12 protein-coding genes and 2 pseudogenes are annotated in these 15,919 nt (G+C 72.1%); 4 read left to right on the top strand and 10 right to left on the bottom strand.

What is annotated here, in order from left to right:
- Positions 1 to 19: 19 nt before the first annotated feature.
- Both EAO75_RS28865 and EAO75_RS28860 read left to right on the top strand, forming a co-directional pair.
- Positions 20 to 2,236, top strand: a pseudogene (locus EAO75_RS28865) (glycosyl hydrolase family 95 catalytic domain-containing protein); the annotation flags it as partial.
- Complete coding sequence (locus tag EAO75_RS28860) at positions 2,233 to 3,423, top strand: SGNH/GDSL hydrolase family protein (protein WP_147997909.1); 1,191 nt, start codon at positions 2,233 to 2,235, stop codon at positions 3,421 to 3,423. The pseudogene EAO75_RS28865 and the gene EAO75_RS28860, both read left to right, overlap by 4 nt.
- A gap of 16 nt (positions 3,424 to 3,439) precedes the next feature.
- On the opposite strand, the gene EAO75_RS28855 is transcribed toward EAO75_RS28860, so the two are convergent.
- The 5 genes from EAO75_RS28855 to EAO75_RS28835 all read right to left on the bottom strand — a co-directional run bounded on the left by EAO75_RS28855 (position 3,440) and on the right by EAO75_RS28835 (position 10,405).
- Positions 3,440 to 6,382: a helix-turn-helix transcriptional regulator gene (locus EAO75_RS28855; RefSeq protein WP_147997908.1), complete on the bottom strand. Its 2,943-nt coding sequence runs from the start codon at positions 6,380 to 6,382 to the stop codon at positions 3,440 to 3,442.
- A gap of 72 nt (positions 6,383 to 6,454) precedes the next feature.
- Entirely contained in the window at positions 6,455 to 6,808 is a 354-nt protein-coding gene (locus EAO75_RS28850) for a UBP-type zinc finger domain-containing protein (protein ID WP_147997907.1), read from the bottom strand.
- Positions 6,805 to 8,244 (bottom strand): ATP-binding protein, encoded by a 1,440-nt coding sequence (locus EAO75_RS28845; protein WP_147997906.1) that lies wholly within the window; start codon positions 8,242 to 8,244, stop codon positions 6,805 to 6,807. The genes EAO75_RS28850 and EAO75_RS28845 overlap by 4 nt, the downstream gene beginning before the upstream one ends.
- Entirely contained in the window at positions 8,241 to 9,917 is a 1,677-nt protein-coding gene (locus EAO75_RS28840) for an FAD-dependent oxidoreductase (protein ID WP_147997905.1), read from the bottom strand. The genes EAO75_RS28845 and EAO75_RS28840 overlap by 4 nt, the downstream gene beginning before the upstream one ends.
- Before the next feature lie 131 nt (positions 9,918 to 10,048).
- Positions 10,049 to 10,405 carry a VOC family protein gene (locus EAO75_RS28835; protein WP_147997904.1) on the bottom strand — a complete coding sequence of 119 codons (357 nt, stop codon included), beginning with the start codon at positions 10,403 to 10,405 and terminating at the stop codon, positions 10,049 to 10,051.
- A gap of 75 nt (positions 10,406 to 10,480) precedes the next feature.
- Here EAO75_RS28835 and EAO75_RS28830 point away from each other — a divergent pair, with 75 nt between their 5' ends.
- Positions 10,481 to 11,353, top strand: a complete 873-nt coding sequence (locus EAO75_RS28830; RefSeq protein WP_147997903.1) for a universal stress protein — start codon at positions 10,481 to 10,483, stop codon at positions 11,351 to 11,353.
- A gap of 134 nt (positions 11,354 to 11,487) precedes the next feature.
- Here EAO75_RS28830 and EAO75_RS28825 read toward each other — a convergent pair.
- Positions 11,488 to 11,724, bottom strand: a pseudogene (locus EAO75_RS28825) (universal stress protein); the annotation flags it as partial.
- Between the two features lies 1 nt (position 11,725).
- Here EAO75_RS28825 and EAO75_RS28820 point away from each other — a divergent pair.
- Entirely contained in the window at positions 11,726 to 11,869 is a 144-nt protein-coding gene (locus tag EAO75_RS28820; protein WP_410092491.1) for a universal stress protein, read from the top strand.
- A gap of 14 nt (positions 11,870 to 11,883) precedes the next feature.
- On the opposite strand, the gene EAO75_RS28815 is transcribed toward EAO75_RS28820, so the two are convergent.
- The 4 genes from EAO75_RS28815 to EAO75_RS28800 form a co-directional block, all read right to left on the bottom strand.
- On the bottom strand, positions 11,884 to 13,119 hold the full coding sequence (locus EAO75_RS28815) for a DUF4032 domain-containing protein (protein WP_147997902.1): 1,236 nt from the start codon (positions 13,117 to 13,119) through the stop codon (positions 11,884 to 11,886).
- Between the two features lie 40 nt (positions 13,120 to 13,159).
- Positions 13,160 to 13,906: an MBL fold metallo-hydrolase gene (locus EAO75_RS28810; RefSeq protein ID WP_147997901.1), complete on the bottom strand. Its 747-nt coding sequence runs from the start codon at positions 13,904 to 13,906 to the stop codon at positions 13,160 to 13,162.
- Between the two features lie 49 nt (positions 13,907 to 13,955).
- Positions 13,956 to 15,170: an acyltransferase family protein gene (locus EAO75_RS28805; protein ID WP_147997900.1), complete on the bottom strand. Its 1,215-nt coding sequence runs from the start codon at positions 15,168 to 15,170 to the stop codon at positions 13,956 to 13,958.
- 109 nt (positions 15,171 to 15,279) lie between these two features.
- Positions 15,280 to 15,909: an alpha-ketoglutarate-dependent dioxygenase AlkB gene (locus tag EAO75_RS28800; protein ID WP_147997899.1), complete on the bottom strand. Its 630-nt coding sequence runs from the start codon at positions 15,907 to 15,909 to the stop codon at positions 15,280 to 15,282.
- Between the last annotated feature and the right edge of the window lie 10 nt (positions 15,910 to 15,919).

Here is a 15,919-nt window from a genome sequence, read left to right as displayed (position 1 = left end):
GCGTCGGAGAGGTTGAACCCAGCTGTGGTGGCGGGCCCCCGGCGACGAGGGCTCGCTGATCGAACAGGGCCTGCCCGTCGGCAACGGCCGTATCGGAGCCCTCGCGAGCAACGACCCCGGCCGCGAACTCCTCCTGATCACCGACGCCACCATGTGGACCGGCGGCCTCAACGAGACCCTGGACCAGGACGGCCAGTTCCCCTACGGCCGCTCCGACTTCGGCTCGTTCACGCTGCTGGCCAAGCTCACCGTCGACATCCCCGACCACGACCTCGGCGCCGTCAACGGCTACCGCCGCACCCTCGACCTCGCCCAGGGCCTGGTCACCAGCTCCTACGTCCGCTCCGGCGTCACCTACCGGCGCGAGATGTACGCCAGCCACCCCGACGACGTCATCGTCCTGCGCTTCACCCAGAGCGGCGGCGGCCGCTACACCGGCACCATCGCCCTCACCGGCACCCACGGAGAGCACCCCACCGCCGCCGAGTCCTTCGGCGCGACCCTCCCCAACGGGCTGCGCTACGGCGCCGCCGTCAAGGCCCGCGGCACCGGCGGCAAGGTCACCGTCGACGGCACCCGCATCGACTTCACCGGCTGCAAGGACCTCACCGTCGTCGTCACCGCCGGAACCAACTACGCACCCGACGCCGACTCCGGCTTCCGCAACCCCTCACTCGACCCCGAGCGACTCGCCCGTACGAAAGTCCGGGCCGCCGCCGCGGAGTCCGCCGACGCCCTGCGGCGCACCCACGTCGCCGACTACCGCGCCCTGTACGGACGACTCGGCCTCTCCCTCGGCACGTCCACGGCCGAGCAGCGCGAACTGGACACCTGGGAGCGCCTGCACGCCCGCAGCCGCGACCCCGAACCCGACCCGGAACTGGAGGCGGCCTACCTCCAGTACGGCCGCTACCTCATGATCACCGGCTCGCGCGACAGCCTGCCGATGGGCCTCCAGGGCCTGTGGCTGGACGGCAACGACCCGGACTGGATGGGCGACTACCACACCGACATCAACATCCAGATGAACTACTGGATGGCCGACCGCACGGGCCTGTCCCCGTGTTTCGACGCCTTCACGGACTACTGCGTCGCCCAGCTCCCGTCCTGGAACGACCTCACCCGTCGCCTGTTCAACGACCCGCGCAACCGGTACCGCAACTCCAGCGGCAAGAACGCCGGCTGGGCCGTCGCCTTCTCCACCAACCCCTACGGTGGGAGCGGCTGGTGGTGGCATCCGGCGGGCAACGCCTGGCTGTGCACCACCCTGTGGGAGCACTACGAGTACACCGGGTCGCGCGAGTACCTGGCGAAGATCTACCCGCTGCTCAAGGGCGCGTGCGAGTTCTGGGAGGCGCGGCTGCTGACCGTCACCCTCCCCGGCACGTCGAAGGAGGTGCTCGTCGACGACAGCGACTGGTCCCCGGAGCACGGCCCGCAGGACGCCAAGGGCATCACCTATGCTCAGGAAGTCGTATGGATGCTGTTCGGGAACTACTGCACCGCGGCCGCCGAACTCCGGCGGGACACCGACTTCGCGGATACGATCGCCTCACTGCGCAGAAAGCTGTACCTGCCGCAGGTCAGCCCGACCACCGGCTGGCTGGAGGAGTGGATGTCGCCGGACAACCTGGGTGAGACCACGCACCGCCACCTGTCCCCGCTCATCAACCTTTTCCCCGGGGACCGCATCCGCCCTGACGGCTCCACCCCGGCGGACCTCGTCGCCGGCGCCACCGCCCTGCTCACCGCACGCGGCATGGAGAGCTTCGGCTGGGCCAACGCCTGGCGCAGCCTGTGCTGGGCCCGCCTGAAGGACGCAGACAAGGCCTACCAGCTCATCGTCAACAACCTCCGCCCCTCCACCGACGGCACCAACGGCACGGCATTCAACCTCTTCGACATCTACGAGGTGGAACGCGGCCGGGGCATCTTCCAGATCGACGCCAACTTCGGCACCCCTGCCGCGATGGTGGAGATGCTGCTGTACTCCCGGCCCGGACACGTCGAACTCCTCCCCGCCCTTCCCGACGCCTGGGCCGCCTCGGGCTTCGTCGAGGGCGTCCCCGTGCGCGGCGGTTTCGAGGTCGACCTGCACTGGCGGGACGGCAAACCGACCGAGGCACGGATCCGCAGCGTCGGCGGCCGCACCACGACGGTCGCCTACGGCGAGGTGTCCCGCACGGTCTCGCTGCGGCCCGGCGCGTCCGTCACGCTGAAAGACCTCGCCCGGTGAGGGCCGCGCTTCCGCTGGCCGCCGTCCTGCTGACGGTCGTCGCCTGCCAGTCCGCGCCCGCCGAGGCGACCGGCGGCCCGAGCGGCGTCGTCACCTGGGCGGCGAGCGCCGACCGGATGGGCGACGGCGTCGCCGGCCGCAGCTACCGGCTCGTCGTGCACACCAGCGTCGGCGGCACCGGCGTGCGGGTCCGGCTCTCCAACGCCTTCGGCGACCGGCCGATCACCTTCGACAGCGCCTACGCGGGCCTCCAGAAGCAGGGCGCCGAACTGCGGCCGGGCAGCAACCGGCGCCTGGCCTTCGGCGGCGAGCCCACCGTCACCGTGCCGGCCGGCGCCACCGTGTGGAGCGACCCGCTGCCCGGGAAACTGCCCACCGCGTCCAACCTCGTCGTCAGCCTGCACAGCCCGGACGCGGCCGGCCCGGCGAGCGGTCACTGGATGGCCATGCAGACGTCGTACGCCACCCAGGGCGACCACACCGCCGAGGACAGCGGCACTCCCTGGACCATCCCGACCGGCTCCTGGTTCTATCTCGACGCCGTCTCCGTGCACGCCCCCAAGGGCACCGCAGCGGTGGCCGCCCTCGGCGACTCCATCACCGACGGCTGGCAGTCCACCTCCGACCTGAACCGCCGCTGGCCCGACTACCTGGCCCGCCGTCTGCAACGCACGGACACCGCGGTCAAGGGCGTCGCCAACGAGGGCATCTCCGGGAACAAGCTCATCGCGGACGGCGCCGGCCAGAGCTCCCTGAACCGGCTGGAGCGGGACGTGCTGTCCCAGCCGGGCGTGCGGACCGTGTTCCTCTTCCAGGGCGTGAACGACATCAAGGCCCACAGCGGCGTCACGGCCGAGGACCTGATCGAGGGCTTCCGCGACATCGTCGACCGGGCGCACGCGGCCGGCAAGTGCGTCGTCGGCGCGACCGTGGCCCCCTTCAAGGGCTGGCACGAATGGGACGCGGCCGGCGAGGCCGTACGCCAGGAGGTCAACACCTTCATCCGCACCAGCGGTGAGTTCGACGCCGTCACCGACTTCGACCGCATCCTGCGCAGCCCCTACGACCAGGAGAGGATGCTCCCCGCCCTCGACGGCGGCGACCACATACACCCCAACGACAAGGGCATGCAGGCGATGGCCGACGCCGTCGACCTGACCGCCCTCGACTGCGACATCACCGGGTGAGGTGCGCGACGGCCGATCAGCCCACCGTCTCCTCGCGGCTGATCAGGCCCTCGCGATAGGCGATCGCCACCGCTTCCGTACGGCTCGCGGCGCCCAGCTTGGCGAGGATGTTGGAGACGTGGACGCTCGCCGTCTTGCCGGAGATGTACAGCTCCTCGCCGATCTGCCGGTTGCTGCGGCCGAGGGTGAGGAGACGCAGGACGTCCTGCTCGCGGGCCGTGAGCACGGAGGCGCGGCCGGCGGGGGCCTGCGCCAGGCGGCCCCGGCGGAGCAGGGCGTCCACCCGCTCCAGCAGAGGAGTCGCGCCGAGCCGGGCCGCCGTCGCCCGGGCGGCCCGGGCCTCGGTGGCCGCCGCCTCGCGCTCGTCCGCCGCCAGCAGGGCCTCGGCGTACCGCAGTCGGCACCGGGCTCGCTCGTATGCGTCGCCATGGGCGAACGCGGCCACCGCCCTCGCCCACGCCTGCGCGTCCGGCCCGCTGACGGCCCGCGTCCACTCCGCCTCCGCGCGGGCCAGCCACGCCATACCCTCCGGGCCCTGCGGCACGCGGTCCTCGCCGCGTACGGCCACCGTCCGCGCCCGCTCCACCAGTTCGGTCGCCTTGTCCGCCCAGTGGCGTGCGCCCGCCTCGTCACCGGTCAGGCGCAGTGCGGTGGCCCGGTCCGCGACCGCGGACAGCGCGAGGGCGGCCAGCCGGACCGTGACGTCGGGCAGCCTTCCCACGTCGTCGGTGAGGGCCGCGACGGTCGTCCGCATCCGCTCCACCGCCCCCTCCGCGTCACCGTCCACCCCGGCGGCGTCGGTGAGCGCGATGCCCGCGACGAGCGTGCCCATCCAGTCGAACGGTCCCTCCAGCAGGGCACGGGCCTGCTCGACGGCCTGGACGTCGCCGCGCGCCAGCGCGACGTACAGCGCCGGACCGGCCGTGAAACCGCCCGTGTCGGGCAGCACGTCGGCGTCGGCCGCCGCGAAGCTCACGCACTCGTCCCAGCGCCCCAGCGTGTACAGCACCAACACGCGCAGATACCGCATCTCCAGCGGATACGGCGACGACAGCAGCCCCGCACGCCGGGCGCGGTCGAGGCCCTCCGTCAGCCAGGGCAGACACTCCTCCAGATCACCGGACTCGAAGCAGCCGACGGCGAGGTTGAACAGGGCACGCATCTCCACCGTCGTGTTCCCCGCACTCCTCGCCAACTCCCGGGCCTCACGCAGCCGCTCCCGCCCCTGCGGCGTGCCCCGGCCGCCGCCCTCGAGCGCGGCCAGCGAGATCAGCAGATCCGCCCGGGCGTCCGTGAGCTGGAGCCGCTCGGCGGTGGGCAGGGCCTCGTGGGCGATGCGCAGCGCGGTCTCGTCCTCCCCGACCTGGCGTGCCGCGAGGACATGCGTGGCCGCCGCCCACACCCAGGTCCGTGACGGAGGGTCGGCCGGGATGAGGGCGAGCGCCTCGCTGCTGTAGGCGTAGGCCGCCGTCAGGCTGTCCACCTCGAGCAGGTTGCCGGCGAGCGTGTAGCGGACCCGGGCGGCGAGTTCGGCGTCGCTGTCCTGGCCGACGCCCGCGAGTGCGGAGCGGGTGAGGGAGACCGCCCGGTGCGCCTCGCCCGCGTGGGCGGCCGCCGCCGACGCGCGCAGCGTCAGCGTCACCCGGTCGTTGCCCTCGCCCGAGGGCCGCGCCGACGGCTCCACCGACGACCACAGGTCCAGGGCGGTCTCCAGATGCCGTAGCTCCTCGGCCGGCGCGCCGACACCGTGGGCGTGGGCGGCGGCCTCCAGCGACGCGGCCAGCGCCTCCGCCAGGTCGTGGCTCGCGCGGTAGTGGTGGGCGCGCTCCGCCGCCGTCTCGTCCGGACGGCCGCGCCCCGCGAGCAGCCGGGCGAACGCGCCGTGCAGCCGGGCCCGTTCACCGGGCAGCAGATCGGCGTACACCGCCTCGCGGGCGAGCGCGTGCCGGAACGCGTACGTGTCGCCGTCCCCGGAGACCAGCAGCTGCCGCCCGACGGCCTCGCGCAGCGCCGACTCCAGCTCCTCCTCCGGGATCCCCACGGCACCCCGCAGCAGGTCGTGCCCGACCCGGCGTCCGGCGACCGCGGCCGTGCGCAGCACCTGCTGGGCGGTGTCGGAGAGCTGCTCGAACCGGATCAGGAGGACGTCGGCCAGCCCGCTGGGCACCCCGCCGGCCTCCGTGTCCGTGGCCGCGACGAGTTCCTCGGCGTAGAAGGCATTGCCCTCGGCCCGCTCGACGATCCGCCGCACGGTCGTGTCCGGCAGCGGCCGCTCCTGCACGGCACGCACCAGCTCTGCGACCTCGGCATCGGCCATGGGCCGCAGCTCCAGCCGCTCGACCGCGGGCAGCCGCACCAACTCGGCGAGCAGTGGCCGCAGCGGATGACGCCGGTGCAGATCGTCCGCACGATAGGACGCGAGCACGGCGAGCCGATGCGCCGGCGCCCCGGTCGCCGCTCGCTGCAAGATCCCTCGACTGAGCAGGAACCGCAGCAGATCCCGCGACGACTGGTCGGCCCAGTGCAGATCCTCCAGGACGAGCAGCACCGGCGCGATGTCCGACAGATCGGCCAGCAGCCCGGCGATGCCCTCGAACAGCCGCAGCCGGTCGCTCACGGCGTCCGTCCCGCCACCCAGCAGACGTCCCACGACGGGATGAGCGGCGAGGACACCCGCGAACCGCTCGTCCTCGGCGAGCACCCCGAGCACCTCGGTGAACGGCAGATACGGCAGCCCGACATCGCCGAGGTCGACACAGTGCCCGGTCAGCACGGTCATCCCGGCCGCGCCGGCCCGCCCCGCGACCTCGTCGAGCACCCGGGTCTTGCCGACCCCGGCGTCCCCGGCGACCAGCACGGCCCGGGCCTCACCGCCCCGGGCACGCTCCAGGACGTCGGAGAGCCGGGCCAGTTCGGGGTCCCGCCCGATCAACGGCGTACTGAGTGGGGTCTGCGACACGCATACATCCTGTCACTCACCACTGACAGCACCTGTGGTTTTGCGGGCGTGGGCAACTGCGTGATCGAGCGGTCAGGCGCGCAACGTGTTCGCCCAGTCCTGCGGCACCCGCCCCGCGGGCCCCGGCGTGGGCTGATCCGCGGGATGACTCGCCGGAGGAGCCAACTCGGGCCCGGACTCGAACATCTCGTTCGTGTCGTAGTTCCAGTACCACGCCTCACCCGGCTCGAAGCTCTGCACCAGCGGATGCCCGGTCTCCCGGAAATGCGCCGTCGCATGCTTCGCGGGCGAACTGTCGCAGCACCCCACATGCCCGCACTGCGCACACCGCCGCAGATGGAACCACCACCCACCGGCCGCGTCGCACTCCGGACACCCACTGCCACTCGGCGGGACGCTGGGATCGATGCCGTTGACGTTGCTCATGAAGCCTCCTCGGACGTGAACGGAAGGAGCACCTGAAAACGCGTGTCGCCCGGCTCGGACTCCACCTGGATCGTGCCGTGGTGCTTGTTGGTCACGATCCGCCAGGAGATGTCGAGGCCGAGCCCGGTGCCCTCGCCCACGGGCTTGGTCGTGAAGAAGGGGTCGAAGATCCGCCCCCGGTGCTCCGCCGGGATACCCACCCCCGTGTCACGGAACTCCACCAGCAGCCGGTCGTGATCCGGCGCCGTCCGCACCGTCAACGTGCCGTCGCCGCCCGCGCTGTTGATCGCCGAGACCGCGTTGTCGATCAGGTTCGTCCAGACCTGGTTGAGCTCCGCCGGGTAGGCCGGGATCTTCGGCAGCGTACGGTCGTAGTCCTTGACGACGTCGATCCGCTTCCCGATCTTGCCCGACAGCATCAGCAGGGTGCTGTCGAGGAGTTCATGGACGTCGGCGTTCTGGAAGGGCGCGCGGTCGAGCTGGGAGTACTGCTTGGCCGCGTCGACGAGATGCGAGATGCGGGTGGTCGAGTCGTTGATCTCGTCCATCAACAGCTCGGTCTCGACGGTGTAGTTGAGCCACCCGATCGCGCTCGGCAGGATCTCCGCGTCGACCGCCGTCACGACCTGGTCCAGCCAGTCCACGTCGAGACCGGCCTGGACGAAGGTGGGCGCGATCCGCCAGCCCTCCGGGATGCCCTGGTCGTCGAGCCAGTCGGTGACCGCGTCCTCCCGGTCGGCGGCCTCCAGCGGACTCAGCGTGGGGGCCTTCGCGACCCGCTCGGCGGTGCGTTCCTGGAGGTCGATGAGGTTGGCCATGACTTCGGGGGAGTACGAACCCTGCGCGATGATGGCCAGCTTGTGCCGCATCTTGCCCACGCGCTCGCGCAGTGTCGCGGTCGCGCGTACGGCCGCCGCGGCGGGGTTGTTGAGCTCGTGCGTGAGCCCGGCGGACAACGAGCCGAGCGCCAGCAGCCGCTCGCGTTGGTTGATGGCCGACTGGGTGCTCTTCTGACCGAAGAAGAGGCCTTCCAGCAGATGCAGGGCCATCGGGAACCACTCTTGGATCACCCCCGCGAAGGTCTCCGCGGGCAGGACGAAGAACCGCGTCGGCTCCGTCACGCGCATCGAGCTGTTGTAGACCTGCGGCACCCGGTCCCCGAGGTAGGCCTGCCAGGCACCGGAGTACACCCCGCGCTGGGAGGTCCGGTTGACCTCCACGTCGTCGGCCCCGACCCGCCGGGACAGCACGACCGTGCCCTCGATCATCACGTAGAAGCAGGTGGCGGGGTCGCCCTCGGTGTACACGGGCCCGGGCTCGAACATCTCCACCCGCCCCTCGCTGCACAGCCTGCCGAGCTGTTCGGGGGTGAGCTTCTCGAACAGGAACAGCGACCCGATCTCCTGGGCGTTGCACGGCATCAACTGCCCGCTCATGACTGCTCCAAGTAGCGGTGGACGAGCATCACGGCCATGGCTCCCTCTCCGACGGCGGACGCGACGCGCTTGGCGGACTCGGAGCGAGCGTCGCCCGCCACGAACACGCCGGGCACATTGGTCTCCAGGTGGTACGGCGGCCGGTCCAGCTCCCAGCCGGCCGGCGGCCGGCCGTCGGCGGTGAGGTCGGGCCCCGCGAGGATGAATCCGCGCTCGTCCCGCAGCACCGTCTCGTCCAGCCAGTCGGTCAGCGGGGCCGCGCCGATGAACACGAACATCCACTGGGCGTCGACGTTCTCGGTCCGCCCGCCGTCCACGTCGCGCAGCGTCAGCTGCTCCAGGTGTCCGGAACCGTGCGCGGACTCCACGACCGTGCGGGGGCGCACCGAGATGTTCGGGGCCTCCTCGATCTGCTGGACCAGATAGTGCGACATGGACGCCGACAGCGACGCCCCGCGCACCAGCAGGGTCACCGACTTGGCGCCCCGCGACAGATACATCGCCGCCTGCCCGGCGGAGTTGGCGCCGCCGACGATGTACACGTCCTGGCCCTGGCAGGCGGGCGCCTCCGTGAGCGCCGACCCGTAGTACAGCCCGCGGCCCGTCAGGTCCGCACAACCCGGCGCCTGCAGCTGGCGGTAGGAGACGCCGGTCGCCAGGATCACGCTGTGCGCGGCGACCGCCGATCCGTCGGAGAACCGTACGACCCGGGCGGCGCCGCTGACCTCAAGTCCCGTGACCTCGCGCGCGGTGAGGATCTCGGCGCCGAACTTCGTCGCCTGCCGCCGGGCCCGGTCGGTGAGCTGGGCGCCCGACACGCCGTCCGGGAAGCCGAGGTAGTTCTCGATACGGGAGCTCTGCCCGGCCTGGCCGCCGGTCGCCGACCGCTCCACCAGCACGGTCCGCAGCCCCTCCGACGCCCCGTACACGGCCGCGCCGAGCCCGGCGGGTCCGCCGCCGATGACGACGAGGTCGTAGAAGTCGGCCGTCGGCGTCGTGGCCAGGCCCACCTTCGCGGCCAGCTCGGGTGCCTCGGGCGCCACGAGAGGTGTCCCGTCGGGCGTGACCACGAGGGGCAGTTGCTGCCCGTCGTGCCCGGCGGCGGCCAGCAGCCGCTGTCCCTCCGGCTCCTCGGCCGAATACCAGCGGTACGGCACCTGGTTGCGGGCCAGGAACTCCCGCACCTCCGACGAGCGCGCCGACCAGCGGTGCCCGACCACCTTGGTGCTGGGCACCGGCCGGTAGTCGCTGCGCCGCCACGCCTCCAGCAGGTCGTCCAGGACCGGGTAGAGCTTCTCCTCGGGCGGATCCCAAGGCTTGAGCAGGTAATGATCAAGATCCACGACGTTGATCGCGTCGATCGCCGCGTTCGTGTCCGCGTACGCGGTCAGCAGCACGCGGCGGGCGCCCGGGTACACGTCCAGGGCCGCTTCCAGGAACTCGATGCCGTTCATCTGCGGCATGCGGTAGTCGGCCAGGATCACCGCGACCAGATCACCGCGCAGCTTCAGCTCGCGCAGCGCGTCCAGCGCGGACTCGCCGGACTCCGCGCGCACGATCCGGTGCGACTCGCCGTAGCGCCGCCGCAGATCGCGGGCGACCGCCCGGGACACTCCCGGGTCGTCGTCCACGGTCAGGATGACGGTCCGCGCTGCTTCGGCGGCCTGAGTCATACGTCTCCCACCCCGGAGTTCGTTTCTCGGCGCGGCGGCGGGCGTCCTTCGGGCGCGGGTCGCCGAGCCGACTCCCGGCCATCGTATGTTCGATCCGCGCGCTTCGCTCAGGTACGCGGGGGCGACCGCCCTCAGCCGCGACGCTGGGCGAGGACACAGAACTCGTTGCCCTCGGGATCCGCCAGCGTGACCCACGGCTCCTCGCCGGTCTGCCCGATGTCCGCGTGGCGCGCGCCGAGCGCGAGGAGGCGGGCGACCTCCGCCTCGTGATCGTCGGGCCGGAAATCGAGGTGGAGGCGGTTCTTGACGACCTTGCCCTCCGGTACCCGGCAGAAGAGCAGCCCCGGCAGCCGGTCCTTCTCGGGCCGGATCTCGTACTCCTCGGCCGAGTCGTCCACCACGACCCATCCGAGCGCCTCGGCCCACCAGCGCCCGAGGGCCTCCGGATCGGCAGCGTCCACCATCATTTGCTCCCACTCCAAGGCCATGGGCGCAGCTTAGTGAAGACTGGGCACCAAGGACGTGGCCGATGCATGTGGCCGATACACAAGGAGGCAGCCGGAATGACGCGCCCGATCACGGCAGGGGTGGACGGAACGCAGGAGAGCCTTGCCGGGCTGGCCTGGGCCGCCCGCGAGGCCGTCCGGCGGGGTCTGCCTCTGCGGGTGGTGCACGCATGGCGGTTCCAGCCGCACGACGCGATCGACGCGGGTAGCGAGGACACCCAGACCCAGTGGGTGCGCGACGGGCTGGCCGAGGCCGCCCGGTCCGTCACCGAGCGGCATCCGGGCCTTGAGGTGGCCACCGACGTCGTCGACGGCGCGCCCGCCGAGGCGCTCGCCGACGCGGCGGGAGAGGCCGAGATGCTGGTGCTCGGCTCGCGCGGCCACGGCCGGGTCGTCGGGTTCCTGCTGGGCTCCGTCGGACAGCAGGTGATCGCCGGGGCCACGCGGCCCGTCGTGCTCGTACGCGCCGGTGACCAGCCGTCCTCCGAGGTCGCCGGGCACGAGATCGTCGTGGGCCAGCAGGGGGACGCCGAGGACAGCGCCGCCGTGCTCCGGTTCGCGTTCGAGACGGCCGCGGCGCGTGGCGCGACCGTGCGTGCCGTACGGGCGTGGACCCTGCCGCCGCTGTTCGCCTACAGCCCGGCGTCCATGAAGATGCTCGACGAGGCCGGGGGGCTGGAGCCGTACGAGAAGAAGGCGCTGGCCGAGGCGCTGCGGCCGTGGCGGGAGCGGTTCCCGGACGTCCATGTCGTCGAGCACGTGGAGATGGGCAGCGGCGGACAGGTGCTGCTGTCGGTCGCCGGGCGGGCCCAGCTGATGGTCGTCGGGCGCCGCGCCCACCGCACTGCCGCGGGCGCCCGGATCGGCTCGGTGGCGCACGGCATGCTGCACCACGCGGACTGCCCGGTGGCCGTGGTTCCGCACGCCTGAGCCAGCCTGCCGAGTCAGTCGGACGTCGTCGGCTGAAGTGTCTCGCGGGCCGTGGGCAGGATGTTGCTGATGTAGTCCTCGACCACCGTGTCCAGGCCGATGTCGTGCTGCGCCCGCTCGGACAGGTACCAGCGGGCAGTGCGGTGGGCGCGGCGCCCGACGACCATCAGCTGGGCCCGCCCGGCGACCGGGCCCGCCCGGCGACCGACAGCGCCCATCTCCACGTGCTCGACGACATGGACGTCCGGGAACCGCTCCCGCCACGGCCGCAGCGCCTCGGCCAGCGCCTTCTTCTCGTACGGCTCCAGCCCCCCGGCCTCGTCGAGCATCTTCATGGACGCCGGGCTGTAGGCGAACAGCGGCGGACAGGTGCTGCTGTCGGTCGCCGGGCGGGCCCAGCTGATGGTCGTCGGGCGCCGCGCCCACCGCACTGCCGCGGGCGCCCGGATCGGCTCGGTGGCGCACGGCATGCTGCACCACGCGGACTGCCCGGTGGCCGTGGTTCCGCACGCCTGAGCCAGCCTGCCGAGTCAGTCGGACGTCGTCGGCTGAAGTGTCTCGCGGGCCGTGGGCAGGATGTTGCTGATGTAGTCCTCGACCACCGTGTCCAGGCCGATGTCGTGCTGCGCCCGCTCGGACAGGTACCAGCGGTGTTCGAGCAGCTCGTGGTAGATCTCGGCCGCGTCCATGGAGCCGCGCAGCTCCAGCGGCACGGCCCGCACGGTGGGCCGGAAGACGTCCCGCACCCAGCGGTGCGCGAGCACCTCGGGGCGGGCGCCGAGGGGATCGCCCGGGTCGTAGTCGTCCTGGGTGGCCATCCAGCTCTCCAGGTCGTTCAGCAGCCTCCGGGCCTGGTTCTCCTCGGTGTCCAGGCCCGTCAGGCGCAGCAGCTGACGCTGGTGGTGGCCGGCGTCGACGACCTTGGGCACGAAGGTGACCGTGTCGCCGGTCGTCGCGTGCTCGATCTGCATCTCGGCCACGTCGAATCCGAGCTCGTTCAGGCGGCGTATCCGGCGCTCTATGTAGTGGTACTTGCCCGCCGGATAGACGGAGGTGCGCGTCAGCTCCTCCCACAGGCTCCGGTAGCGGCCGCAGATCTCGGTGCCGAACTCGATCGGGTCGACGGAAGGATGCAGCGCCCCGGACGCCTCCAGGTCCAGCAGCTCGCCGCTGATGTTGACCCGGGCGAGGTCCAGGTCGTAGTCGCGCTGACCGTCGCTGAGCTGCGGGTGCAGATCGCCGGTCTCCGCGTCCACCAGGTACGCGGCGTAGGCGCCCGCGTCGCGCCGGAACAGCGTGTTGGACAGCGAGCAGTCACCCCACGCGAACCCGGCGAGGTGGAGGCGGACCAGCAGCACGGCCAGCGCGTCCATCAGCCGGTGCATGGTCGCCGGGCGCATCGTCGTCTCGAACATCGAGCGGTACGGCTGCGAGCCGCGCAGATGCCGGGTGACCAGCACCGACTCCAGCGGATCACCGGCGGCGCCGGTTCGGCCGGTGACCACGGCCAGCGGGTCGACCGCGGGGATGCCGAGCCGGTCCAGGTCGCGCAGCAGCTCGTACTCGCGCAGGGCCGGGCGCTCGGCGAGCTCCTTGACGGCGATCACCTCGTCGCCGGCCCGGGCGTAGCGCACGATGTGCCGGGAGATACCCCGCGGCAGCGGGACCAGGACATCCTCCGGCCACTGCTCCAGCGGCACCTGCCACGGCAGCTCCAGCAGGAGGGCGGGGTGCTCCGGATTCGTCGCGCTGATCTGGAGTGCCATGGGCTGTTCGTCCTCGCCTCGCGGTGATCGTCAGCTCACCCTAGACGGCGCGCTCCCGGGCCTGAAGAGCAGCTTCCTGCACCGGGCCCCGGTGCAGCGGCCCGTGCCCGGGCAGGAGCACATCGCCCTTGAGTCCTTCGAGCACGGCCAGCGAGGCCACGGCCCGGGACCGCTCGCGGTGGAACATGTCCGGCAGCAGCTGGGGCCCCTTGATCCGCGAGGTGGGGTGTCCGCTCACCAGGGCGTCGCCCGCGATCACCACCCCGGCGTCCGGCAGATGGTAGGCGCAGTGGCCGTCGGTGTGGCCGGGCGTGTGCACCGGGACGGGACGGCCGGGCAGGTCCAGCGGGCCCGACGACGGGAATGCCTCGGGGGAGGTGACCGGGACGTGCGCGGTGCCGCCGGAGCGGATCGCGTGCACGGCCCAGGGCAGCACACCCGGCCGCCAGCCGTTCCTCAGCACCGTCCTGACATCCACCTGGTGCAGGAACTCCCGGCGGGCGTGCGGCACTTCGGCCTCGTGGAGGTATATCGGCGTGCCGTACGTGGTGCGCAGGTACTCGGCGTTGCCCAGGTGGTCGGTGTGGGCGTGCGTGATCAGTACGGCCTTGACCGCCTCGGGCGAACTGCCCACTTCGGAAAGGGAGGCGAGGAGCTTGGCCCGGTCGCCGGGGTACCCGGTGTCGATCAGCGTGACCGCGTCCCCCTCGGTGAGGATCACCCAGTTCGTGTTGCTGCCGTGCACCAGATAGGTGCCGTCCGCGACGTGCTGCACATCTGCCCGCATGATCGTCCCGCGTGGTGAGGTTCGTGCCCGACGGACCCAGCAAAGCAGATCAACGAGGCGGTGTGACCGGCGGGTCCGGACGATCAAGAGCAGCTGTGGCCGGTGCGTCCGCACGCATCCCGAACAGGAACCGCGTCAGCCGCGTTCTGCGCACCAGTCCCTCGTACAGCGCGAGGATCACCGCCAGCGAACCGGCCACGATCACGGTGTACTCGACCAGGATCGGCGCCGACCAGCCCACCACGCCGTAGGCGAGGGCGACCACGACCGGCTGGTGCAGCACGTACACGGGCAGGGCGGCGATCCCGAGGTACACCATGGTGCGCGAGGCCGGCCGGACCTCGCGCGGCCGGTCCAGCAGCCCGAGGATCGCCATCACCCAGCACCAGCCCGCCGCCCCGAACAGCGCCCGCGTCACCAGCGCGAACGCACCGCGCTCGGTGAACGGGTCGTCCAGCGAGACGAAGCCGGGCGCCGTCCCCGCGAACAGGACGAGTCCGGCCACGCCCACCGGCACGGCGAGCCGGCGCAGGGCGCCGCGCACGCGGTCGTCGTCGGCGAGGACGTACCCGAAGAGGAAGAACACCAGGTAGGCCCAGCGGTTCCAGCCCGCGAAGCCCTCCTCCATGCCCAGGAACGCGTTGATCGCGGCGAGCAGCAGAGCGGGCAGCAGGAGCAGCGCCGGGCGTCGCTCGACCGCCTGCCCCATCCGCAGTGCCCGGGCCGCCAGCGGCGCAGCGACCGGGGCGAGGAGCAGGCTGAAGGTCAGCAGGAGCACCACGAACCACAGATGGCCCGTCTCGAAGTACTCCCCGTCGAGGACGAAGGGGAAGTCGGCAGCGTCCGGGTGGACGGTGAGGAACCGGGGCCAGAAACGCCAGTACGACTCGTCGTAGCCGGGGTCGGCCGCCCGCAGCCGCAGCCACTGGGGGAGCGGGCACAGCACGAGCGTCGCGAGGACCAGGGGAACGCCCAGGCGCAGCAGCCGCTCCCGGGTGAAGCGGCCGGCCCCGCGTCGGTGGATCGAGTACCGGGAGCCGAGTCCGGCGACGAGGAACAGCATGGGCATCGCCCACACGACCCCGAACCCGACGAACACGGTCACGGCCTCGGTCGTCTGCGCGTTCTTGACGTAGAAGTCGTCGTCCGGCGAGAACACGAGCGCGGCGTGGAAGAAGACCAGGCCGAGGACGACGAACACCCGCAGCGCGTCGAGCTCGGTGCGCCGGGGAGCGGTGGCCGGGACCTGCGTCTGCGCGCTCACCCGGACCAGTGTGGGGGCGAGGCGGGGCCGCGCCCAGAGGAAGGGCTGCCTCCGGCACCGTCCGCCGGAGGCAGCCCCCGCGTACACCCGAAGCGGCCGCCTCTCCGCCTCAGTGCACGCCGTCGGGGCGGAACTGCACGCTGATGCGCGGTCCCGTGGCGCGGGTGGTCTTCGGGATCGAGTGCTCCCAGGTCCGCTGGCAGGAGCCGCCCATCACGATGAGGTCGCCGTGCCCCAGCGGACGCCGTACCGACTCGCCGCCGCCGCGCATCGGGCGCAGCAGCAGATCCCGGGGCGCGCCCACGGAGAGGATGGCCACCATGGTGTCCTCGCGGGCGCCCCGCCCGATGCGGTCCCCGTGCCAGGCCACGCTGTCCCGGCCGTCGCGGTAGTAGCAGAGCCCCGCCGTGGTGAACGGCTCGCCCAACTCCTCGGCGTAGTGCGCGGACAGCGTGTCCCGGGCCTGAGCGAGGACATGGTGCGGCAGTGCGTCGTCGGCGCCGTAGAAGGCGAGCAGCCGAGGTACGTCGACCACGTGGTCGTACATCGTGCGCCGCTCGGCACGCCAGGGCACCTCGGACGCCAGCTGTTCGAACAGTCCGTCCGCCCCGCTGAGCCAGCCGGGCAGCACGTCGATCCAGGCGCCGAGGGCGAGCCGCGTACGGCGGATCCCGGTGAGGGAGCCGAGCCGCAGCTCGTCGGTCTGGTCGAACAGGGAGCCTTGGAGGTGCGTGGCCATGTTTCCAGCG

This window comes from Streptomyces sp. UW30, from assembly GCF_008042075.1.
Classification (GTDB): Bacteria; Actinomycetota; Actinomycetes; order Streptomycetales; family Streptomycetaceae; genus Streptomyces.
The sequence above is the reverse complement of the archived record's forward strand: the minus strand, read 5'-3'. Positions and strand labels throughout refer to the sequence as shown.

Excerpts from the sequence above, each read along its gene's own strand:
- EAO75_RS28850 (WP_147997907.1), bottom strand. The coding sequence starts at position 6,808 with ATGAGCAACGTCAACGGCATCGATCCCAGCGTCCCGCCGAGTGGCAGT.
- EAO75_RS28845 (WP_147997906.1), bottom strand. The coding sequence starts at position 8,244 with ATGAGCGGGCAGTTGATGCCGTGCAACGCCCAGGAGATCGGGTCGCTG.
- EAO75_RS28840 (WP_147997905.1), bottom strand. The coding sequence starts at position 9,917 with ATGACTCAGGCCGCCGAAGCAGCGCGGACCGTCATCCTGACCGTGGAC.
- EAO75_RS28835 (WP_147997904.1), bottom strand. The coding sequence starts at position 10,405 with ATGGCCTTGGAGTGGGAGCAAATGATGGTGGACGCTGCCGATCCGGAG.
- EAO75_RS28830 (WP_147997903.1), top strand. The coding sequence starts at position 10,481 with ATGACGCGCCCGATCACGGCAGGGGTGGACGGAACGCAGGAGAGCCTT.
- EAO75_RS28815 (WP_147997902.1), bottom strand. The coding sequence starts at position 13,119 with ATGGCACTCCAGATCAGCGCGACGAATCCGGAGCACCCCGCCCTCCTG.
- EAO75_RS28810 (WP_147997901.1), bottom strand. The coding sequence starts at position 13,906 with ATGCGGGCAGATGTGCAGCACGTCGCGGACGGCACCTATCTGGTGCAC.
- EAO75_RS28800 (WP_147997899.1), bottom strand. The coding sequence starts at position 15,909 with ATGGCCACGCACCTCCAAGGCTCCCTGTTCGACCAGACCGACGAGCTG.